The following is a 23,794-nucleotide window of genomic DNA, read 5'->3' on the forward strand; positions in this document are numbered from 1 at the left end:
TAATCAATAATTTCTGTGCTGGTTATTTATTACCAACACAGAAAAGGCTTATACGAAGGTCTGCTAGATACCTCCGCGAATTAATCCACCTAATCCTTGCCGTTCCATAAATTCAGAAGACAATTTTTTGATTTCTGTTGTGGTTTCAGCTTGCAACACCTGTTGCATAAAAGGCTGTAACATCACAGGATCAAGATGGCGCAATAAGTATTTTACCCTAGGTAAACTACGACCACTCATGCTTAACTGCCTAAAACCGAGCCCTATTAACAGCAATGCCCCTATTGGCGTACCCGCCATTTCACCACAAACACTCACTGGCAACTGATAATATTGGCATTGTGTTGCAATCAAATTCAGTGAACGCAATAACGCAGGATGCAAATTATCATAGAGTGATGCTACATGGGTATTATTACGATCGACAGCAAGTAAATACTGAGTCAAATCGTTTGTTCCAACAGAGATAAAATCAACCCGATTGGCTAATTGTGACAGCATAAACACCAACGAAGGAACTTCAAGCATGATGCCTAACGGTGGTGGAACACACTCACACTTTATTTCTCGACTAACTTCATCACATGCTCGTAGCAGCAATGTTCTTGCTTCGTCGATTTCATCAAGACTTGTCACCATCGGCAACAATATTTTCAAATTTTTAAATTCGAGATTTGCTTTTAGCATTGCACGTAGCTGAATAAGGAAGATTTCAGGTTGATCGAGCAATATTCTTATTCCTCTCCAACCTAAGCAGGGATTTTCCTCATTAATTGGCATATAAGGAAGTTGCTTATCAGCACCAATGTCTAAAGCGCGCAATACAACGGGTTTATCTGGAAAAAAAGAGAGAATTTCACGATAACGGTTTTTTTGTTCATCTTCAGAGGGAAAACCACTTTGCAACATAAAAGGAATTTCGGTGCGATATAAACCCACACCATCTATTCCCACACTAATGCGTTGCTCATATTTTATATTTAATCCCGCATTCAATTGAACGCTAACTGCTTCACCATTTTTTAAAACCGCTTGCTGTTCAAGTTGATCTTCTGCAATTTGGCTTAATACACTCTCTTCATCAATAATTTGTTTATATTCTTGAGTAATAAAAGACTCTGGCTCAATAAATATTTCACCACGATAACCATCAAGAATAAGCATGCGATTATGTAACAGCTCAGGTTGAATATCTGCTCCCATAATCGCAGGTATTCCCATCGCTCTAACAAGAATGGCAGAATGTGAGTGAGTTGCGCCATCTCGAACAATGACACCAGCAAGTTGTTGCTCTGGTAACTCCGCCAATAAACTGGCACTTAATTCATCAGCGACCAAAATAAAACGCTCTGGCCAAATATTGGTTGAGCTTAGATCATCATCTAAATGGAATAATAAACGCTGTCCTAATGCTTTAAGATCAGACGCTCTTTCTCGCATATAACCGTCTTTCAGGCTGGAAAATTGTGCTGATACTTTCTCAACCACCACTTTAACTGCCCATTCTGCGACATAACCTTGTGTGATTATCGCGGTCATTTTATGTTTAAGCTGTGGATCATTAAGTAAATGCGAGTAGAGATCAAAAATGGCCGCACTCTCTTTTTGTGCATTCGCCATAAAACGCTTACTAAAACGGCGACATTCTGCTGTTGCATCTTCTAAAGCAACAGTGAGTCGATTGAGCTCTGCTTTTATATCAAGTGCACTGGCTTTAAATACATTTTCAAGGATTGGCTGAGCGACTTCTTGCCAGCCATATGCCATCACCACCCCCGTCGAAACCGAAAGTGCTTTAATACGGCTTTGACGATATTGTCCAAAAAGCCCTTTAGTTTGTACTTGCGATAACGTTGCACCTAATTGTGTCGCCAGTGTCACCATAAAAGATTCTTCGCTTTCATTAAATAAGCGACGCTCTTTTTGCTGAACGACTAATACACCAAGGAGTTGGCGACGATAGACAATAGGTACACCGAGAAAAGCACGGAGATCATCTTCTTTAACTTGAGGAAGGTATTTAAAGCTAGGATGCTCGCGAATATCAGCGAGGTTGATGAGCTCTGAAAGACGCCCCACTTCACCAACAACGCCTTCATCAAATGAGAGGCTAACGGCTCTCCCTCTGGGTTTTTTTAACCCTTTGGTCGCCATAAGATAAAAACAACTACGTTGTTTATCGGCAAGATAAATAGAACACACATCCGTGTGCATTGCCTGACACGTTTCCTTGACTAAGAGTTCAAGCGCTTCTGGAAGCCCCGCTGCCATAGCCACTTTTTCTACAATTTCTCGCAAACGTGTCAGCATAGTGTTATCTAATACCTTTTACGCCGATATCCATACGATGGACGAGGTAAAGACACTTGTTCTTGCAACGGCATGACTACGGGTGCGAACTCTTTCATTACACGTCGATAAACATCGCGTTTAAAAGAGACGACTTGTCTAACAGGATACCAGTAACTCACCCAACGCCAGCCATCAAATTCTGGCGTTTTGCTTTGTTGAACATTAATGTCTTTATCATTACTTGTTAACTGCAAGAGGAACCAACGCTGTTTTTGTCCAATACAAACAGGTTTTGTGTCCCAACGCACCAAACGCTTCGGTAACTTGTAACGTAACCAGTTACGTGTGGAGGCAAGAATTTTAACATCCTTGCGACTTAACCCAACTTCTTCGAACAACTCTCGGTACATTGCCTGCTCTGGCGATTCTCCAGGATTAATTCCCCCTTGAGGAAACTGCCATGAATGTTGCCCATAGCGACGAGCCCAAAGCACTTGCCCTTGCCGATTACAAATTACAATCCCTACATTCGGGCGGTAGCCATCATCATCGATCACTAGACTACCTCAATAACCAAATTTGAAAGATAACTCATTGTTTCATACTACCCACAAACGGTAAACCTCTATCAACAGACTTTGCACGACGCGCGTATTTATCTACAATGGGAAAGTCTCAACGGGGTGCCTTTTTAGGCTGAGAAAAACTCGTGGAACCTGATCCAGCTAATACTGGCGTAGGGATTTGAGTCAGGATGTTGCAATATTCATTGATTTGCCATCCTCACTCCTCAGATCCTACCTGACTTTTACTGAGGAACTAAACGTGTTAACTAAATCGCTTCGCTTTACTTTCCTTCTGGGCGCTCTGGGCATTATGAGCACTTTTTCAACTCAAGCCTTAGCACAAAAACCCACACTGACTGTTTACACTTATGATTCATTTACCGCAGATTGGGGGCCAGGGCCTGCAATAAAAAAAGCGTTTGAACAACAATGTGATTGCGAATTAAAACTTGTTGCCCTTTCTGATGGTGTTTCTCTGCTTAATCGCTTACGTATGGAAGGTGATAAGAGTAAGGCTGATATTATTTTGGGTTTGGATAACAATCTGATCCACGCAGCAAAAGAAACGGGACTTTTCGCACCAAGTCATATCGATACATCAAAACTCACCCTACCTGAAAAATGGGCTGATGATACCTTTGTGCCTTATGACTACGGTTATTTTGCTTTTATCTATGATAAAAACCGCATTGCTAATCCGCCCAAAAGTATGGCTGAACTGCTAAATAGCAAAGAAAAGTGGAAGATTTTGTATCAAGATCCTCGCACCAGCACACCGGGTTTGGGTTTAATGCTATGGATGCAGTCACTTTATCCTGAAAATACGGCCTCTGAATGGAAAAAATTGTCAGAGAAAACGCTGACAGTGACTAAAGGTTGGAGTGAGTCTTATGGCTTATTCTTAAAAGGTGAAGGTGATTTTGTGCTTAGTTACACATCATCTCCGGGTTATCACATTTTAGCGGATAAAAAAGATAACTATGCAGCGGCAATTTTCGATGAAGGACATTACTTACAAGTCGAAGTCGCGGCAAAATTGAAATCGAGCAAACAACCTGAATTAGCGCAACAATTTATGCAATTTATGCTCACCCCTGCTTTCCAAGAAACTATTCCTACAACCAATTGGATGTATCCTGTTATTGATATTCCATTACCTGACGTCTATTCCGTGATGACTAAACCCGAAAAATCATTGCAATTCGATGCAGATGTTGTCGCAAAAGAGCGCCAAACATGGACTCGTAATTGGCAATCTGCGGTTAGTCGCTAATGGGAAGATGGCTTATCCCGGGGCTATGTGCCTCGGGTTTACTGCTTATTGTGGCGTTATTGTCATTTGGCGCATTGTGGTTTAACGCACCAAGTGGTGAGCTGACCTCAATTTTTGCTGATGAATATTTATGGCATGTTGTCCGCTTTACTTTTTGGCAAGCCTTTTTATCTGCGCTGTTTTCGATATTACCTGCTATTTGGCTCGCCAAAGCACTCTATCGACGCCAATTTAAAGGACGAACACTGTTTTTACGCCTATGTGCCATGAGTCTTGTGTTACCTGTTCTAGTTGCACTTTTTGGTATTTTAACGGTTTATGGCAGAGTGGGATGGATTGCTCAAATTTGTGAATGGCTAGGGATCGACTACCAATTTACCCCTTATGGTTTGCAAGGCATTCTATTAGCTCATATTTTTTTCAATATGCCGTTAGCAACCCGAATGCTATTACAAGCACTCGAAAGTATTTCGTCAGAACAACGCCAATTAGCCTCACAGCTTGGCATGAATGGCTGGCAACGTTTTCGTTTTCTTGAATTTCCCTATTTGTGGCGTCAAATTCTGCCCACGGCATCACTCATTTTTATGCTCTGCTTTGCAAGCTTTGCCACTGTATTGGCATTAGGCGGAGGTCCTGCGGCAACGACTGTTGAACTCGCAATTTATCAAGCGTTAAACTATGACTACGATTTACATCGCGCTGCACTGTTAGCGTTGATCCAGCTTTTTTGTTGTTTAGGTTTAGTGCTTATTAGCCAAAAACTAAAAGGCACCCTTTTTGTGGGAAGCAGTCAAAAGCTACATTGGCGTGATCCCTATGATCCTATCTTTAGCAAAATAACCGATGGTTTAGTGATCACTCTTGCGATCCTCTTTTTAGTACCGCCAATTCTAGCGGTAATAACGGACGGTCTTAACAGTCAATTTATACGTGTCATACAACAACCTGTACTTTGGCAGGCGTTTACTACCTCACTGATTATTGCGGTTGGTGCAGGTATTGTTTGTGTTGTATTAACGATGATGTTGCTATGGAGTAGCCGAGAACTTCGCTTACGGCACTTTAAAAAAGCAGGACAAGCCATGGAAATGAGTGGTTTGATTATTCTGGCGATGCCGGGGATTGTGTTGGCAACAGGCTTTTTCCTTCTATTCAACAATACGATTGGATTACCCGAATCACCGTATGTTTTAGTCATTTTAACCAACGCATTAATTGCTATTCCGTATGCATTAAAAGTACTTGAAAATCCAATGAATGACATCGCTTCACGTTATGGTCTTTTGTGTCAGTCGCTCAATTTACAAGGTATAAATCGACTCCGTTGGATAGAATTACGCGCATTAAAAAAACCAATTTCACAAGCCCTTGCTTTTGCTTGTGTGATTTCTATTGGGGATTTCGGTATTGTGGCTCTTTTTGGTAATGAAACCTTTAGAACCTTACCTTTCTATCTTTATCAGCAAATTGGTGCTTATCACACTCAAGATGGTGCCGTGACCGCCATGATCTTATTGCTACTTTGCTTCACTCTTTTTAGCCTAATAGAACGATTGGCAGGAAAATCTCATGATTAAATTAGAGCACCTTGCTTACACCTATGAACACCAACATCTCTTATTTAATTTAACCGTTAATACGGGAGAGCGTATCGCTGTGTTAGGCCCCAGTGGCGCTGGAAAAAGTACATTACTCAGTTTAATTGCGGGTTTTTTACCGTCAGAAAAAGGAAGCCTTTTTCTCAATGGTGAAAACCATACTAAAACCGTCCCTGCTAAACGTCCTATCTCCATGTTATTTCAAGATAATAACTTATTTCCACATTTAACTGTCAGACAGAATATTGGTTTAGGGTTAAATCCCAGTTTAAAACTGACTGATGCGCAAAAAGCACTATTAGAAGATCGCGCTAAACAAGTGGCTCTCAGTGAATATCTTGAACGCTTACCATCCCAATTATCGGGGGGGCAGCGTCAACGTGTCGCAATTGCACGCTGCTTGGTACGTGAACAACCGATTTTATTACTCGATGAGCCTTTTTCTGCATTAGATCCCGCTTTACGCATTGAAATGCTGGCACTACTTGAGCAACTTTGTGGTGAGAAGACGTTAACCTTATTGATGGTTTCGCATAGTTTAGAAGATGCTGCAAAAATCGCCTCAAGAGCGATTGTGATTGATAACGGTATGATTGTGTATGATGGAAATACACAATCACTAATAAATGGTAAAGTGGATCAATCACTTATTTTAGGTATTCCGTTTAATTAATCTTAGCTAAAATTAACTGTATAAATAACCACTATATTGACTATAATAAACACATATTTAGTAAATTATTTGTGTTTATTGGGTGCTCATGATTGGTCATACGGAACAAGGTTTTATTCTTACTCGCCACTGGAGCGACACACCAAAAGGTATTGTCGTCTCTTATTGGCTGGCAACAGATCATGGTCCGCATAAAGTGACTGTTCCTATGCAACGTGCTATCGGTTTTGTTGCCCGTCAATATGAAACTGTTTTACGCTCACTCGTTAATAAAAATCCTGATATTGAAATTCGCCCCCTCGAGTTAAAAGATTTCGAAAGACAGCCCGTTTTTGGTGTTTATTGCAAACAATACCGCCAACTTGTTCAACTTGAGCAACAACTTAAAGAACATCACATCCGACTTTATGAAGCGGATATCCGCCCACATGAACGTTATATGATGGAGCGCTTTATCACCGCACCAGTCTGGTTTCGTTATCAACAAAATAATATTGCTACATTAAAACCCGCTCCTGATTATCGCCCAACGCTTCGAACCGTATCTTTGGATATTGAAACCAGCGAGTTTGGTGAACTTTACTCCATTGGACTTGCAGGTTGTGGCGATAATGTGGTGTTTATGCTTACTGATGAGTTGCCCGCAGAGTGTGAAAGCCAACAATCTCAAGGCTATCGTTTATGTTATGTCAGTAGCCGATTACGTTTAATTGAAAAGCTAAATGAATGGATACAACACTATGATCCCGATGCCATTATTGGTTGGAATTTAATTCAATTCGATCTACGTATTTTGTACACGCATGCCCAACGGTATGGCGTCAGTTTATTATTAGGTCGTCAAAATAGCCCGTTAGAATGGCGTGAGCATGGATTTAAAAAAGGACATTTTTTTGCATCGGCTCAAGGTCGTTTAATTATCGATGGCATTGAAGCATTGAAAATGGCGACGTGGAATTTTCCCTCTTTTAGCCTAGAATCGGTTGCTCAAACACTGTTAGGTGAAGGTAAAGCCATTGATACACCTTATGCCAGAATGGATGAAATTAATCGGCGCTTTAAAGAAGATAAACCTGCACTGGCTTATTATAATTGGCAAGATTGTGTCTTAGTGAACCGTATCTTTGATGCGACATCTCTTATGGCATTCTTATTAGAAAGAGCCTGTGTTACAGGGCTTTCAGTTGATAGAAGCGGTGGCTCTGTCGCGGCTTTTACTCACCTCTACTTACCCTCAATGCATCGCATTGGATATGTCGCGCCTAATCAAGGTGAAAAACCTGAAGAGCATAGCCCTGGTGGCTTTGTGATGGATTCTGCTCCCGGCTTATATGATTCTGTTGTTGTGCTTGATTACAAAAGCCTTTATCCCTCTATTATTCGTACTTTTTTAATCGATCCAGTAGGAATGATTGAAGGAATGCACCAACCTGACGAAAAGTTTTCTATTTCTGGATTTCGCCAAGCACGATTTTCACGAGAACTGCACTGTTTACCCGCTATTGTGTCTCAAATTTGGCATGAAAGAGATAATGCCAAATTACATAAAAATGCCCCGCTCTCTCAAGCGCTCAAAATCATTATGAATGCTTTTTATGGTGTTTTAGGCTCTGTGGGTTGTCGCTTTTTTGATCCTCGCTTAGCGTCTTCCATTACGCTACGAGGTCATGAAATTATGAAAAAAACACGAGAATTAATTGAGGCCAAAGGTTATCAAGTTATTTATGGCGATACGGATTCAACCTTTGTTTGGCTGAAGTCACCTCACACAGAACAACAAGCACAACAGATTGGGTATCAATTAGTACAAGAGGTAAATCAATGGTGGAAAACACATCTCTTTGAAAACTACCAACTAGATTGCAAATTAGAACTAGAATACGAAACCCATTACCGCCGCTTTTTAATGCCCACCATCCGAGGTATGGAAACGGGTAGCAAGAAACGCTACGCCGGGCTCAGCAATGATAAAATGGTATTTAAAGGATTAGAAACCGTCAGAACAGATTGGACTCCCCTTGCTCAAAAATTTCAACAAGAGCTTTATACACGCATTTTTCATCAGCAACCTTATCAGCCGTTTATTCGTGATTATGTTGCGGATACGCTTGCGGGAAAATATGATGAGAGATTAGTGTATCGTAAAAGATTACGTCGAAAATTATCAGAATATCAGCACCACGTCCCCCCTCACGTCAAAGCAGCACGTAAGGCGGATGAATATAATTTATCCCAAAATAGACCTCAACAATATCAGCAAGGCGGTTGGATTAGTTATATAATTACCCTCTTGGGGCCTGAGCCATTAGAGCACATTACCACTGCACCTGATTATGAGCACTATATCAATAAGCAATTAATGCCTATTGCAGATGCAATCCTACCTTTTATACAAGATGATTTTTCAACCTTGTTAAATGGGCAAATGACACTCTCATTTTAAGTTGTGTCATTTTGCAGGTGACGGTTTGCTTTGCATCTATTAACATAACGCCCCTTTGGTGATAATTAGCTTTTCTTTGTTCAAGGAACAAGCACTTTTTATCCCGCAGATTTTAATGACAACACCGCAATACTGCATTCATTAATAATTCCTAAATTATATATTTGAGAGCTGAGTTTATATATATGCCTTTTACTCTTGGTCAACGTTGGATTAGCGATACTGAAAGCGAGCTTGGACTGGGTACTGTTGTGGCAATTGATGCCCGCATGGTTACCTTACTTTTTCCTGCCTGTGGCGAAAACCGCCTTTACTCCCGTCATGATGCACCAATAACGCGGGTGATGTTCAATGCAGGGGATACCGTCACCAGTCACGAAGGCTGGAAACTCGCCATCGATAACGTTGTAGAAGATAACGGCCTACTTATCTATCAGGGTGTACGTTTAGACACTGAAGAGCCTGCACAATTACGTGAAGTGTTCTTAGATAACAAACTCACTTTTAATAAGCCTCAAGATCGCCTTTTTGCAGGTCAAATCGACCGTATGGATCGCTTTGCATTACGCTACCGCGCTCGTAAGTTTATGAGCGAGCAGTTTAAGCAAGCACAAAGTGGTTTACGTGGTATCCGCGCAAGCCTTATTCCTCATCAGCTTTATATCGCCAATGAAGTGGGTAAACGTCATAACCCTCGTGTATTATTAGCTGATGAAGTGGGTTTAGGTAAAACGATTGAAGCTGGTATGATTATCCATCAACAATTAATGGATGGTCGTGCTGAGCGCGTGTTGATTATTGTGCCTGAAAGCTTACAACATCAGTGGTTAGTTGAAATGTTACGCCGTTTCAACCTCCGTTTCTCACTGTTTGATGATAGCCGTTATAGCGAATCTTTATTAGATAGCGATAATCCATTTGAAACAGAACAGATGATCATCTGCTCTTTAGATTTTGTGCGTAAAAACAAACAACGTTTTGAACACTTGGTTGAAGCAACATGGGATATGTTAGTTGTCGATGAAGCTCATCACCTTGTTTGGAGTGAAGATGCTCCAAGCCGTGAATATCAAGTAATTGAAGAATTAGCTGAATCTATTCCTTCGGTATTGCTATTAACCGCAACCCCTGAGCAATTAGGTCAAGAAAGCCACTTTGCCCGTTTACGTCTGCTTGATCCAAGCCGTTTCCATGACTACAACGAATTTATTAATGAGCAACAAAAATATCGCCCTGTTGCTGATGCTGTCACTATTTTGCTATCAGAAGATGATTTAAATATCGAACAACAAAATATCATCAGTGAAATGATCAGCGAGCAAGATGTTGAGCCATTACTGAAAGCGGCAAATACCCAAGGTGAAGAACGTACTAAATCTCGCCAAGAACTTATCCATATGCTAATGGACAGACACGGAACAGGTCGTTTGTTATTCCGTAACACTCGTTCTGGTGTTAAAGGTTTCCCGAATCGCTTACTTCACGCGATAAAAATGCCACTGCCAACACAATATCAAACCGCAATTAAAGTGGCTGAAATTATGGCAGCGAAAAAGAACCTCGAAGTTCGTGCAAAAGAGATGCTCTACCCTGAACGTATTTACCAAGAATTCGAAGGTGAAAATGCAACATGGTGGAACTTTGACCCTCGTGTTGAATGGTTACTGGGTTTCTTAACTGCAAATCGTAATGAAAAAGTACTGGTAATTTGTGCTCAAGCAGCAACCGCACTGCAATTAGAACAAGTTTTACGTGAGCGTGAAGGTATTCGCGCGGCAGTCTTCCACGAAGGTATGTCATTACTTGAACGCGACCGTGCAGCTGCTTATTTCGCGTCTGAAGAAGAAGGCGCGCAAGTTCTACTATGTTCAGAAATCGGCTCTGAAGGACGTAACTTCCAGTTTGCTAATCAACTGGTTATGTTTGATCTGCCATTTAACCCTGATTTACTAGAACAACGTATTGGTCGCCTCGATCGAATTGGTCAAAATCGCGACATTGATATTAGCATTCCTTATCTTGAAGGTACGGCTCAATCCGTATTATTGCGTTGGTATCACGAAGGCTTAGATGCCTTTGAGCATACTTGTCCAACAGGTCGTACTATTTATGACAGCAAATATGATGCTCTCGTCAATTACCTTGCGCAACCTAATGAATTAGCGGACTTTGACGAGTTTATCGCTGCTTGCCGTAAACAGCATGATGAAATGAAGCTCAAACTTGAGCAAGGCCGCGACCGCCTATTAGAAATGCATTCTAACGGTGGTGAAGTTGGTGTTGAATTAGCGGGTGAGATTGCAGCGCAAGATAACGATCCTGAGTTAGTGAACTTTGCACTGAACTTATTTGATATCGTCGGTATTAATCAAGAAGATCGCAGTGATAGCTTAATTATTTTAACGCCATCCGATCATATGTTAGTGCCTGATTTCCCAGGATTACCGCAAGATGGTTGCACCATCACATTTGATAGAGAGCAAGCATTATCTCGTGAAGATACCCAATTTATTAGTTGGGAACACCCAATTATCCGTAATGGCTTAGATTTAATTTTGTCTGGCGATACAGGAAGTTGTGCCGTTTCTTTACTAAAAAATAAAGCATTGCCAGTGGGAACGCTGTTAGTGGAACTGATTTATGTGGTCGAAGCGCAAGCGCCTAAACATCTTCACTTAAGTCGTTTCTTACCGGCAACACCAGTTCGCTTATTACTTGATCTGAAAGGTAATAATCTTGCATCTCAAGTTGAGTTTGAAAGCTTTAATCGCCAATTAAATGCGGTTAATCGTCATACTTCGAGCAAACTGGTCAATGCGGTACAAAGTGAAGTCCACCATGTACTTAAAGCTTCTGAACCATTAATGGAAGTTGAAGCGAAAGGACTTATCCAAAAAGCGAAAGAAGAAGCGGATCGCGTGCTGACTCATGAATTGTCGCGCTTAGAAGCTTTACGTGCGGTAAACCCAAATATTCGTGATGATGAAGTCGAAGCAATTGAAAATGAACGTGCTCATATTCTTAACCATTTAGATGAAGCAACGTGGCGTTTAGATTCAATTCGCCTCATTGTTGTTACCCACCAATAATCACCGTTAAAGCGGGGAGTATTTTACTCCCCGTTGTTTTGATGAGATATCCACCATGATGGAAGTGTATAACCCGCCGACAGATCCTTGGTTACATGTTTTATATCAAGATGAGCATATTATTGCCGTCAATAAACCCAGCGGATTACTGTCAGTACCGGGCAAAGCGCCAGAGCATAACGACAGTATTATGTCGCGCATTAAAGCTGAATTTCCTAATGCTGAATGTGTGCATCGCCTTGATATGGCAACCAGTGGCGTTATTGTTGTTGCACTAAATAAAGAAGCAGAGCGTGAACTAAAGCGTCAATTTCGTGAACGTGAACCCAAAAAAACCTATATCGCACGCGTTTGGGGACATATCGAAAAAGAAGAGGGTTTGGTTGATTTACCTTTGATTTGTGATTGGCCTAATCGACCAAAACAAAAAGTCTGTCATGAAACAGGGAAAGCGGCGCAAACTTTTTATGAAGTGTTGGAATATGAAGAGAATGCGACAAGAGTGAAACTCTCACCAATTACTGGGCGTTCACATCAATTGCGGGTACATATGCTAGCGTTGGGGCATCCAATTCTTGGGGATCGCTTTTATGCACACCCACAGGCAAGAGCGATGGCGCCTCGCCTGCAGTTACATGCTCAGGAATTATTTATTACGCATCCTGCTTTTCGATCCCCGATACATTTTGAATGCCTTGCCGATTTTTAGTGTCTTATGACACTAAAACAGTCACTGAACTCAATGAAGCAAGGAGCAGGCAAAGCGCTAATCCCATAACCCCAACAAGAACACGGACGTTTGACATGGATATAGTTCCTTTTTTAAGAGAAGAGAGAATGAAATAATTAAATTTCACTTATATTTTACCGTGATAAATAATAAACTCAACTCAGTCTAAGTTATCTCTATCACGGAATAATTCTCTCTTTTCTCATCTTCTTTTACAAGATGTTAACGAAATCCTTTTTCTTTTTTAATCAAATCGTAAGCAACTTGTATAGACTGTGCTTTTTGTTTTGCGATTTCCATCATTTCTGGCGGTAAACCTTTCGCTACAAGTTTATCCGGATGATGCTCTCCCATCAATTTTCTATAAGCTCTTTTTATGGTTTTAACATCATCATTCTCATCGACGCCAAGTACCTTACACGCATCAGAGAGCGTTGGACCTTGAGGTTGGGGCTGATAACCCTGTCCATTTTGATAATGAAAATTCTGACCAGCCTGCATCATTGCTAATATATGTTCAAAATGCGCACGAGAAAAACCTAGCTCATCGATAATGATAAACAACATTTTTCTTTCATTTGGATGCAGTTGACCATCTGCAAAAGCAGCTTGTAATTGGATTTCCAGAAACATCTGAAGTAAGTCACGGCGCCCAACACAAATTTGCCGAACACGTTGCAATGTGGCTCTTAATGGAAAATCGGATGATTTGCCTTCTCTAAAAGCTTGTTGCGCGGCTTGGCGACCAACACCATGCAGATTCATGCGATCCATTAATTCGCTGGCAAGAGAGATATCGGTTTGAGTCACTCGCCCTTTTGATTTTGTCAGATGGCCTAAAACTTGAAAGGTTGCGGCAAAGAAAAAAGCTTGTCTATCACGCGTATAGCGCCCACCACTTCCTAATTTACTTCGTTGCATGTCATAGAGGTGCCCAAGAAAAACACCAATAACAATGCCCCAAAAGCCTATTCCTGCAAAACTACCAATGGTAAGGCCTAATAATTTTCCCCAATAGCGCATAGACTCCTCAAATCTTCAATGCTCTGACTGCAATTTTGCATTATCATACTATTCATTTGCTTGCACACCTAACACCAAGCAACCTCTAAATAGACTTTTTCTTAAAATGAAGAGATTTACTGTTTCTCTTTGGACAGAGGTAATGCTGTTTTCGTTTAAATTGTGTTAAAGTAAAATGAGTGACCAAACGAATAACTTTAGCGTTGTTATACAGCACGAAATACCGCATCAGCGCGGTGTTTTTTTGTTTCTAATAAGGCTATAACCCTATTTCAACACAGAAACATCGAAAAAATGAGGCATACGCCTATTTTTCGGTTACCGTTAGAACAATGTTCAGAACGTTGGGCTGGTGTCGCATAACTCCCTGCGTTAGTTTCTCGCTGTTTATCAGCACGAAGCCACTGATGACGGAAGCACATAAATACTTATGAAAAAAAGTTATCCCACACTGCTGGCCACCCTAGTTTGGGCCACAATATACGGTCAGCCTGCTTATGCTGATCTTGCCTCCCAATGTTTACTGGGAGTTCCTGTTTATAACAAACCATTAGTACAAGGCGATCCTAACAGCTTGCCCGTCACCATCACTGCAAATGATATGCAAGGTGAATATCCTCGCATGATCAAATATAAAGGTGATGTTGATATTAAACAGGGAAACCAAACCTTAAGTGCCGACAGTGTTGAACTGACACAGACTGAGGGAGAAACACCATTAAGAATGGTCACAGCAACGGGAAATGTGTCTTATGATGATCCTCAAATCATCTTAAAAGGCCCGCGTGCTTGGTCTAATCTTAATAATAAAGATACGGATATTGAGCAAGGTGATTACCAAATGGTTGGCCGTCAAGGCCGTGGTTACGCAGATAAAATGCAAATGCGTGGCGAAAACCGCTATACCATTATGGATAAAGGCATGTTCACCTCTTGTTTACCAGGAGATGATAGCTGGAGCGTTGTTGGCTCAGAGGTTATTTTAGACCGTGAAGAGCAAGTCGCTGAAATTTGGAATGCGCGTTTTCGTGTCGCCAATGTGCCTATCTTTTATAGCCCTTATCTTCAATTACCAATTGGTGATAAACGCCGTTCTGGTTTCTTAATTCCTAACGGAAGCTATTCCCGTAGCTCTGGATTTGATTTCCAACTCCCTTATTATTGGAATATAGCTCCTAATTATGATGCGACCATTACGACTAACTATATCAGCCGTCGTGGTTTAAAATTAGATAATGAATTCCGCTATTTAACGACTCCAGGTAGCGGTACGATTGCCGTTGATTGGATTAATCACGATAGCCAATACAATAAAGATAAAGAAGAAAATAAAGCTGGCTATCTTCCTCGTGATTCTGCAACACGTTGGTTATTCTACTGGGGACATAGTGGCGTCATGAACAATGTGTGGCGATTTAATATCGATTACACAAAAGTAAGTGATAACAAGTACTTCACTGATTTCACCTCTCAATATGGTAACACCACAGATGGTTATGCAACTCAGAAATTTAGTACGGGTTATGCGCAACAGAACTGGAATGCCACATTAACAACCAAACAGTTCCAAGTCTTCTCTGATAATAAAGATGCAAGGGCTTATCGTGCAGAGCCACAACTTGATCTCAATTATTATAAGAATGATATCGGGCCGTTTGATTTCCGTACTTACGCTCAATTTGTTCGCTTTACCAGTGTGGGAGATAACACCCCTGAAGCAAATCGTTTCCATATTGAGCCAACGATATCACTGCCTGCATCAACAGGTTGGGCAAGCTTTAATAATGAACTGAAAGTGATGGCAACTCATTACGATCAGGACATTCCTGAGGCTTATAAGAAAAGATATCCTAACCAATTAGATGACAGCGTTAATCGTGTATTGCCACAGTTTAAATCTGATATGAAAGTGGTTTTCGAGCGCCAATATCAAACCAATGATATTACTCAAACCCTCGAACCTCGTGTGCAATATCTTTATGTTCCTTATAAAGATCAGTCTAATATCAATAACTTTGACTCCGCATTATTACAATCAAACTATGGCGGACTTTTCCGCGATAGAATGTATGGTGGTTTAGACCGCATTGCTTCTGCAAACCAATTAACCACGGGTGTAACTTCGCGTTTTTATGATAGCGAATTAGTTGAACGTTTTAACGTTTCTGTAGGTCAAATCTACTTCTTTGAGCGTCCAAGAACAGGTCCTTCTTCTATTGGTAATGAGATTATTAATAGCAAAGATGAAACAGGTTCAATGGTATGGGCGGGTGATGCCTACTGGCGGATCACAGATACTGTAGGTATGCGTGGTGGTTTACAATATGACCGTCGCTTAGGTAGCGTCTCAATGGGCGATGCGATTATGGAATATCGCGCAGATAGCGATCATCTTCTACAGTTAAGCTATCGTTATGTTGATCGTGATTATATCCAAGCCACGCGTGTTCGCCCTTATGATGGTGGTATTAATAAACTTCCTGAATACCAAAAAGGTATTTCACAAGTTGGTGTCGTAGGAAGCTGGCCATTAGCAGAGCGTTGGGGACTTGTGGGTGCTTATTACTTTGATACCAAAGAATCAGAGCCTGTTAGCCAAATGGTTGGTCTACAATACAACACCTGTTGCTGGGCTGTGAATGTGGGTTATGAACGGAAAATTGTTGGCTGGAAAGTTGACCACAGCGATATTGATAATAAATGGTCTGTCAATGTGGAACTCAGAGGCCTAAGTAACAATCATAGTTTGGGTAGCCAGAAAATGCTTGAACGCGGTATCTTACCTTATCAAAGAGCATTCTGATTTAATCAGACTACGGAATTGGCTGAATAAATATGTCACCCCGCAATAAGATGCGGAAAATACATAATGGGAAACTTATGAAAAATTGGAAAACGCTGTTTATCGGCTTAATGATCACGGTCGGTGCAGCCACCAGCTCAACAACATTTGCTGCTCAAGAATTAAACCGTGTATCGGCGATTGTCAATAACGGTGTCGTTCTAGAAAGTGACGTCAATAGAATGCTACAGACAGTCAAAATGAACGCAAAAAATGCGGGACAAGAGATGCCTGATGAGCAAGTTCTTCGCCAACAAATTCTAGAGCGTTTGGTGATGGATAACATCATTTTGCAAATGGCACAGCAAATGCAAATTGATATTCCTGATGCCGCAGTAGAATCTACAATTCAGGGTATTGCTGCTGAAAATAAACTCTCTCTTGAGCAACTGAAAAAGCGTCTTGCTGCCGATGGGATTTCTTATAACGAATATCGACAAGATATCCGTAAAGAGATGATGCTAGCTGAAGTTCGCAACAATGAAGTGCGTCGCCGTATTACTATTTTGCCTCAAGAAGTTGATTCTCTTGCGAAGCAAATTGAAGGTCAAGCAAGCCAAAGTGTTGATCTAAACCTGAGCCATATCTTAATTCCATTATCAGAAAATCCTGCGCCAGCAGAAATGGAAAAAGCAAAGCAAGTCATTGCTCGCATTATGAATCAGCTTAAAAATGGTGCGGATTTCGGTAAATTGGCTGCAACTTATTCTGCTGATCCACAAGCTTTAAATGGCGGTAATATGGGTTGGGCATCTATTGATGAATTACCAACACTATTTGCAAAAGAATTAGCAAATGCGCAAAAAGGCCAAATCGTAGGGCCTCTTCACTCTGGTGTTGGCTTACACATTATCAAAGTAAACGATATTCGTGGTGGTTCTAATACCCTTTCTGTTACAGAAGTGAAAAGCCGTCATATTCTGCTAAAAAGCTCGCCAATCATGAATGATGAGCAAGCCTATGCCAAGTTACAGCAGATCTCTGCCGATATTCGCAGTGGTAAAATAACCTTTGCTGATGCAGCAAAAGAGTACTCTGAAGATCCAGGTTCAGCATTACGCGGCGGTGAGTTAGGATGGTCAATGCCTGATGTTTACGATCCGGCATTCCGTGATGCGTTGATGCGCTTAAATAAAAACGAATTAAGCCAACCTGTTCGCTCAAACTTTGGCTGGCATTTAATTGAATTAGAAGACACACGTAGTGTTGATAAAACAGATGCCGCGAATAAAGAACAAGCATACCGTTTACTCTTCAACCGTAAATTTAATGAAGAAGTACAAAACTGGATGCAAGAGCTACGAGTAGGGGCTTATGTGAAAATAATGAACGAGAATAATGCAAACTAAGCAAATAAAACCACTTGTTATCACCCCCGGCGAACCAGCCGGGGTTGGTCCTGACCTTATTATCTCATTAGCACAAATGAGTTGGGATTTACCTTGGGTTGTTTGTGCTGATCCTCAGTTACTTAAAACAAGAGCAGAATTGTTAAACCTGCCTCTTTCATTAGTTGAATACGATCCTGCTACGCCACCTCAAATACACACACCAAGCCAAATTTATGTACTCCCAATTGCACTTCACACTAATGTCATTCCAAGTACATTAGATGCACGCAATGGTTTATACGTTGTAGAAACATTAGCTCGTGCTTGTGATGGTTGCCTAAATGGTGAGTTTTCGGCACTCGTGACTGGACCAGTTCATAAAGGCATTATCAATGATGCAGGTGTGCATTTTACAGGACACACCGAATTTTTTGCTGATCGTAGCCACTGTGAACGTGTCGTTATGATGCTGGCGACAGATACATTAAGAGTCGCATTAGCAACCACACATTTACCATTACGAGATGTGGCGGATGCAATTACAGGTGAGCTTCTGCATGAAATTATCACTATTTTAAACCACGATTTAAAAACCAAATTTGGTATAGCAGAACCTCAAATTTATGTTTGTGGCCTTAATCCTCATGCAGGGGAAAGCGGTCATATGGGACGTGAAGAAATTGATATTATTGAGCCTGCATTAACACAATTACGTCAGCAAGGCATTCATCTTCACGGTCCTTATCCTGCTGATACCTTATTCCAACCTAAATATTTAACACATGCTGATGCGGTACTTGCGATGTATCACGATCAGGGATTACCTGTGCTAAAATACGAAGGTTTCGGTCGTGCCGTGAATATAACTCTCGGCCTTCCTTTTATCCGTACTTCTGTTGATCATGGCACCGCCCTTGAGCTTGCAGGTACGAAAAGCGCAGATGCTGGCAGTTTTTGCACCGCATTAAATTTAGCCATTAATATGATACAAAATTGTAATGAATAATAGAGTCCATCAGGGGCACTTTGCCCGCAAACGCTTCGGGCAGAACTTTTTAACAGACAGCTATATTATTGAAAGTATTGTTGAATCCATTTATCCTCAACCTGGTGAAGCCATTGTTGAAATTGGTCCTGGTTTAGGTGCAATTACAGAGCCAGTAGGCGCAAGAATGGATAAAATGACGGTTGTAGAAATTGACCGTGATTTAGCCGCTCGTTTAGAAGTTCATCCTACATTAAAAGACAAGCTGACCATTATTCAGCAAGATGCTATGACGATTGATTTTGCGCAATTAGCAAAAGAGCGTCAGCAGCCTCTGCGTGTTTTTGGTAACTTGCCTTATAACATTTCTACACCACTCATGTTCCACTTATTCAGTTTTGCTGACGCAATTTCTGATATGACATTTATGTTGCAAAAAGAAGTGGTCAATCGCCTTGTTGCTGGTCACGGCAGCAAAACTTATGGTCGCCTAAGTGTGATGGCGCAATATTATTGCCAAATCATCCCTGTACTTGAAGTTCCACCAACTTCATTTAAACCGGCACCTAAAGTTGATTCAGCGGTTGTTCGCTTGATCCCTTACAAAGAAAAGCCATACCCAGTAACGGATATTACAATGCTTAGCCGTATTACCGCTCAAGCATTCAATCAACGCCGTAAAACACTACGTAATAGCTTAGGTGGATTACTCACAGCAGAAGATATGATAGCTCTTGATATCGATCCAACTGCAAGAGCAGAAAATATTTCTGTTGAGCAATACTGCAAAGTGGCAAACTGGTTATCGCAAAAGCAAGACTCACAAGCATAAGATAAAGCCAGAGACAGGAGGCACTATGTTTACCTCATCAAAAGTGGCGATACAGGTACAAAGCGTTTACATTGAAAGCCAATCTTCCCCTGAAGATGAGCGATATGTTTTTGCTTATACCATATCAATTCATAATTTGAATAAATGTGCAATTCGCCTCCTGCGCCGCTATTGGTTGATCACCAATGCACAAGGTAATACCACTGAAGTTCGAGGTGAAGGTGTTGTTGGCGAACAGCCGCTTATTGAACCTGGCACACAATATCGCTATACCAGTGGTGCCGTTCTTGAAACACCAATGGGAACAATGGAAGGTCATTATGAAATGATTGACACTGATGGTCGATTATTTCAAATAGAGATCCCTGTTTTCCGCCTTGCACTTCCAACATTGATAAACTAACTATGGCAACTTATTTAATTGGTGATATTCATGGCTGTTACCATGAACTGCGCCACCTTCTTGATAAAGTCAGTTTCAATCCAGCACAAGACACATTGTGGTTAACGGGTGATCTTGTTGCACGAGGCCCTGATTCTCTTGAAGTACTGCGCTTTGTAAAAAGCTTAGGGACTTCACTTAAACTCGTCTTGGGCAATCATGATCTTCATCTTTTAGGTGTATTTGCAAAAATTAGCCGCAATAAACCAAGAGATAAGTTGAATGATTTACTTAATGCGCCAGATGCAGACGAATTAATTAATTGGTTAAGACGCCAACCTGTATTGCAAGTTGATGAAGACAAAAAAATCATCATGGCTCACGCAGGGATCACGCCACAATGGGATTTAGAAACAGCCCAAATGTGCGCTCGTGAAGTCGAAGCTATTTTAAGTAGTGATAGCTACCCTTTATTTATTAACTCAATGTATGGTGATTTACCAAACAACTGGTCACCAGAACTTTCGGGTCTAGCGCGATTACGCTTTAGTACTAATGCACTCACTCGTATGCGTTACTGCTTTCCTAATGGTCAGCTTGATATGATTTGCAAAGATAAACCACAAGACGCGCCTGCACCATTAAAGCCTTGGTTCGATTTGCCAAGCCAATTACCTGAAGGCTATAGCATTATATTTGGGCATTGGGCCTCTCTTGAAGGGAAAGGCACTCCTGATAATATTTATGCGTTAGATACAGGATGTTGCTGGGGTGGGGATCTCACTTGTTTACGTTGGGAAGACAAACAATATTTCACTCAATCTAGCCTATCTGCTCCCAAATAAATCACTTATTATCCCCTTCTTTCTTAAAGCGCAAAAATGGCCACATTGCCTTTTGCGCTATGCGGGTTTTATCCTCACATATTACCTAAATTACTCTTTTTTATTATAAAGAGAACATTTTATATACAAAAACGAACACTTTAAAATATCTCTAAATTTAACTATTAATAATCAATATGTTATTTTTTTTCATAGAAAAATAAGTACAAAAAAACACGATATTGAGAATAAAAAATCGCTATATTGATTAATATCTCATATATTATTCTTATAAAATGAGTTTATTAAAATATAAATAATGATTACATTTAATAAATAAATCTTTATAAATAAAAATTTTAGTTAGAATAATAAATCTTATTTTTTATTATTCTTATATTAATAAAATAGGAATAATAAAAAGGGAGATATTTAATCTCCCTTTTTATTTAATTCTTGTTATTTTCTTCTTTTTAATATTTCGAAGCAGTAGTTATGTGAGTTATTTTCATCTGCTTCATGGTATTCCATGAAGGTAGAATCCCACTCATCAGGCTCATAATCTGGGAATGTTGTATCACCGATGACTTCAGCATCGATATGAGTTAGATAGAGTGTATTTGCCATAGGCAGAAATTGCTCATACACTTTTCCACCACCGATAACCATAATTTCTTCATGATTTTCAGCAGCTTGCAAAGCTTCTTCTACGGATTTAACCCAAACAACATCGCTATCTGTTCCTGGCTGGCTACTTAAAACAATATTAAGACGATTCGGTAAAGGACGTCCAATAGACTCATAAGTCACCCGCCCCATAATAACGGGTTTATTTAGCGTATTCTTTTTAAACCATGCTAGGTCACCCGGTAATGTCCAAGGCATTGCCTTTTCCATACCAATAATGCGATCCATCGCTAATGCTGCGATTAAACTAATATTCATTTACACACCTACGGGTAAAGATGGGAAAAAAACTGTTCACACTATACGTAAAGCTAAAACCTGAGTCGATACAAATTATGCTTCCTTGATAATAAATAATTGCTTTATACTCGAAATGTTAACTTAATCATATAAGATTCAATCATTATAATATTGTTATATACAAGGCGCTATTATGCTTGAAACTTCTTTAGTTGTTTTTACAATTGCTTTACTTGGTATGATCTCACCAGGCCCTGACTTTTTTCTCGTTGTAAAAAATGCTGCGCGTTATCAACGTTCTGCGGCAATGATGACCGCAATGGGTATTGTAGCTGCATTACTTGTGCATATGTCATATTGTGTTGTAGGTATTGCTGTGCTTATCACCACAACACCTTGGCTTTTTTCCATCTTAAAATATGCTGGAGCCGCTTATTTACTGTGGATTGGTTTTCAGAGCTTACTCTCAAAATCTAATCATTCGATTGATGAAAAAGCAGCACAACATTCACAAATCAGCTTTAAAAAAGCCTTTATGCAAGGTTTTCTCTGCAATTTACTTAACCCTAAAGCCACCCTGTTCTTCCTTGCCGTTTTCACTCAAGTATTAAGTGTTGATTCCAGCATCGGTGAAAAATTGTGGTATGCCTTTATTATTTGGGGTTTAGCTTTAGTCTATTGGCCTTTATTGGTTCTATTAATCCAAAGTGCGCCAGTCAGAAAAATGCTCAATAAAATCCAAAAAAGCATTGATAAAGTGCTAGGTGTGGTACTGATTGGTTTGGGGATTAAAGTAGCATTAAGTTAACCTTATCTTCTGAGAAAAGCACCTTTATAGGTGCTTTTCTTTTCACTTAGCACTCTAGCCGTTTAAACACATCTAAAATTTGATCCACTCTAATAAGATATTGTTCTTTATCTATTCCTATATATGAATCATCATTAATTTTATTTAAATGTTGGAAAATATAGCTATTAATATCTTTAATAATATTATTTGTATTTTTCATAATTTTATTAAATTGTTCATGATTTATACAATCTAATTTATATTTATTTATCACATCATTCAAAACTTTTAAATAATATTCTGCCGCACAATAACGATTAAAATATTCTTGTAATTTTTTTACTTCTTTCGTTTCTTCAACGCCTTCAATCTCTTCAACTACAATACCAATAAGATCTTTTATAAATTCATTAAAATCAATATTTTTATTAATCATATTTTTCATGATATTCTTAAACGCTTGCTTTAATTCATCAGAACGTTCAATGACATAACTATTTTCTAAAAATAAATCTAGTTTTTTTACTTTAAGGCTAGATTCAAAATCACTTTTATTCTTATCAAAGTAGTCTTCAATAATATCGAAGAAAATTTTCTTTTTTATTTCATTATTTACTTCTGTAATTAGAGAGTTGAATAGAAATAAATAATTTGATATACATTTTGATTCAATGATTAATTTAAATGGATTAAATTTACGCTTATTATCTTCTAAGAAATATGCTATTTTTGTTACTAATAATAAATCACCTTTTGTTTTAACATACTGACCAACAAACCAATTAAATGAGTTTAATTTATTATTATCATTATAATCAATAATAAAATCATGCAATTCTTTTTTGCTAATAGTTATTTTATCAAGATCCTTTACCTTCTTTTTGCGTATATCATCAGTTAAAAATTTTGATAAATTAAACATCCATTTTGTTTTAATAAATTCTATTTTTTTCTCTACATTAAAAATAGACTTTATTTTCTCTACTATTTTATAGATAAAAGATTTTTTTTCGACTGATAAAAAGAGAGAAAGATTGATATTTTCTATCTTATTAATTCTATTTCTAGCTTTATTTAAATCAACAATAAATTTATTACATGAATAATTAAAAGAAGTATCATTACTTATTGATTTAACCATAATTGTCACACTCTATTAAATAATAATACTTATACTTAAATTAATAATTT

General features: G+C 39.5%; 18 protein-coding genes and 1 riboswitch. Of the genes, 13 read left to right on the forward strand and 5 right to left on the reverse strand.

From position 1 onward, the window contains the following. Nucleotides 1-63: 63 nt before the first annotated feature. Nucleotides 64-2,310, reverse strand: a complete 2,247-nt coding sequence (gene ptsP, locus ACNARN_RS11430) for a phosphoenolpyruvate--protein phosphotransferase (protein WP_416304475.1) — start codon at nucleotides 2,308-2,310, stop codon at nucleotides 64-66. Between the two features lie 8 nt (nucleotides 2,311-2,318). Beyond that, a complete protein-coding gene (gene rppH, locus ACNARN_RS11435; RefSeq protein ID WP_036934096.1) occupies nucleotides 2,319-2,849 on the reverse strand; it encodes an RNA pyrophosphohydrolase in 531 nt (176 codons plus the stop codon). Between the two features lie 112 nt (nucleotides 2,850-2,961). Continuing rightward, nucleotides 2,962-3,053, forward strand: a riboswitch (TPP riboswitch). Between the two features lie 115 nt (nucleotides 3,054-3,168). Here rppH and thiB point away from each other — a divergent pair. The 6 genes from thiB (at nucleotide 3,169) to rluA (ending at nucleotide 12,646) form a co-directional block, all read left to right on the forward strand. Then, complete coding sequence (gene thiB / locus ACNARN_RS11440) at nucleotides 3,169-4,131, forward strand: thiamine ABC transporter substrate binding subunit (protein ID WP_198620965.1); 963 nt, start codon at nucleotides 3,169-3,171, stop codon at nucleotides 4,129-4,131. Continuing rightward, nucleotides 4,131-5,711: a thiamine/thiamine pyrophosphate ABC transporter permease ThiP gene (gene thiP / locus ACNARN_RS11445; RefSeq protein ID WP_198632352.1), complete on the forward strand. Its 1,581-nt coding sequence runs from the start codon at nucleotides 4,131-4,133 to the stop codon at nucleotides 5,709-5,711. Before thiB ends, thiP begins: the two co-directional genes overlap by 1 nt. Further along, the gene (gene thiQ, locus ACNARN_RS11450; RefSeq protein WP_198620955.1) at nucleotides 5,704-6,405 is read left to right on the forward strand and encodes a thiamine ABC transporter ATP-binding protein ThiQ; all 702 of its coding nucleotides are present in this window, start codon (nucleotides 5,704-5,706) and stop codon (nucleotides 6,403-6,405) included. Before thiP ends, thiQ begins: the two co-directional genes overlap by 8 nt. An 88-nt stretch (nucleotides 6,406-6,493) precedes the next feature. Beyond that, entirely contained in the window at nucleotides 6,494-8,848 is a 2,355-nt protein-coding gene (locus ACNARN_RS11455) for a DNA polymerase II (protein ID WP_416304476.1), read from the forward strand. Nucleotides 8,849-9,033: 185 nt separating this feature from the next. Next, the gene (gene rapA / locus ACNARN_RS11460; RefSeq protein WP_349442849.1) at nucleotides 9,034-11,937 is read left to right on the forward strand and encodes an RNA polymerase-associated protein RapA; all 2,904 of its coding nucleotides are present in this window, start codon (nucleotides 9,034-9,036) and stop codon (nucleotides 11,935-11,937) included. Nucleotides 11,938-11,992: 55 nt separating this feature from the next. After that, nucleotides 11,993-12,646, forward strand: coding sequence for a bifunctional tRNA pseudouridine(32) synthase/23S rRNA pseudouridine(746) synthase RluA (gene rluA, locus ACNARN_RS11465; protein ID WP_072064290.1), 654 nt, complete (start codon nucleotides 11,993-11,995; stop codon nucleotides 12,644-12,646). Between the two features lie 243 nt (nucleotides 12,647-12,889). On the opposite strand, the gene djlA is transcribed toward rluA, so the two are convergent. Next, nucleotides 12,890-13,690, reverse strand: a complete 801-nt coding sequence (gene djlA, locus ACNARN_RS11470) for a co-chaperone DjlA (RefSeq protein WP_109373082.1) — start codon at nucleotides 13,688-13,690, stop codon at nucleotides 12,890-12,892. 430 nt (nucleotides 13,691-14,120) lie between these two features. Here djlA and lptD point away from each other — a divergent pair, with 430 nt between their 5' ends. From lptD to apaH, 6 genes are read left to right on the forward strand one after another with little or no spacing between them, the layout of a single operon-like run. Then, complete coding sequence (gene lptD, locus ACNARN_RS11475) at nucleotides 14,121-16,493, forward strand: LPS assembly protein LptD (protein ID WP_416304477.1); 2,373 nt, start codon at nucleotides 14,121-14,123, stop codon at nucleotides 16,491-16,493. Between the two features lie 50 nt (nucleotides 16,494-16,543). Continuing rightward, on the forward strand, nucleotides 16,544-17,881 hold the full coding sequence (gene surA, locus ACNARN_RS11480) for a peptidylprolyl isomerase SurA (protein WP_198632353.1): 1,338 nt from the start codon (nucleotides 16,544-16,546) through the stop codon (nucleotides 17,879-17,881). Further along, complete coding sequence (pdxA, locus tag ACNARN_RS11485; protein WP_198620960.1) at nucleotides 17,871-18,869, forward strand: 4-hydroxythreonine-4-phosphate dehydrogenase PdxA; 999 nt, start codon at nucleotides 17,871-17,873, stop codon at nucleotides 18,867-18,869. Before surA ends, pdxA begins: the two co-directional genes overlap by 11 nt. After that, nucleotides 18,862-19,680 carry a 16S rRNA (adenine(1518)-N(6)/adenine(1519)-N(6))-dimethyltransferase RsmA gene (gene rsmA, locus ACNARN_RS11490; protein ID WP_156734007.1) on the forward strand — a complete coding sequence of 273 codons (819 nt, stop codon included), beginning with the start codon at nucleotides 18,862-18,864 and terminating at the stop codon, nucleotides 19,678-19,680. Before pdxA ends, rsmA begins: the two co-directional genes overlap by 8 nt. 25 nt (nucleotides 19,681-19,705) lie before the next feature. Next, the gene (apaG, locus tag ACNARN_RS11495; protein WP_006535978.1) at nucleotides 19,706-20,083 is read left to right on the forward strand and encodes a Co2+/Mg2+ efflux protein ApaG; all 378 of its coding nucleotides are present in this window, start codon (nucleotides 19,706-19,708) and stop codon (nucleotides 20,081-20,083) included. Between the two features lie 2 nt (nucleotides 20,084-20,085). Then, nucleotides 20,086-20,907: a bis(5'-nucleosyl)-tetraphosphatase (symmetrical) ApaH gene (gene apaH, locus ACNARN_RS11500; protein ID WP_198620961.1), complete on the forward strand. Its 822-nt coding sequence runs from the start codon at nucleotides 20,086-20,088 to the stop codon at nucleotides 20,905-20,907. A gap of 438 nt (nucleotides 20,908-21,345) precedes the next feature. On the opposite strand, the gene folA is transcribed toward apaH, so the two are convergent. Next, nucleotides 21,346-21,831: a type 3 dihydrofolate reductase gene (gene folA, locus ACNARN_RS11505; protein WP_088494660.1), complete on the reverse strand. Its 486-nt coding sequence runs from the start codon at nucleotides 21,829-21,831 to the stop codon at nucleotides 21,346-21,348. Nucleotides 21,832-22,006: 175 nt separating this feature from the next. Between folA and ACNARN_RS11510 the strand changes: the two genes are divergently transcribed. Beyond that, entirely contained in the window at nucleotides 22,007-22,621 is a 615-nt protein-coding gene (locus ACNARN_RS11510; protein WP_416304478.1) for a LysE family translocator, read from the forward strand. A gap of 46 nt (nucleotides 22,622-22,667) precedes the next feature. Here ACNARN_RS11510 and ACNARN_RS11515 read toward each other — a convergent pair whose 3' ends face one another. Further along, on the reverse strand, nucleotides 22,668-23,744 hold the full coding sequence (locus ACNARN_RS11515) for a hypothetical protein (protein WP_416304479.1): 1,077 nt from the start codon (nucleotides 23,742-23,744) through the stop codon (nucleotides 22,668-22,670). Nucleotides 23,745-23,794: the final 50 nt, after the last annotated feature.

The organism is Proteus sp. TSJ240517 (genome assembly GCF_047921575.1).
GTDB lineage: Bacteria > Pseudomonadota > Gammaproteobacteria > Enterobacterales > Enterobacteriaceae > Proteus.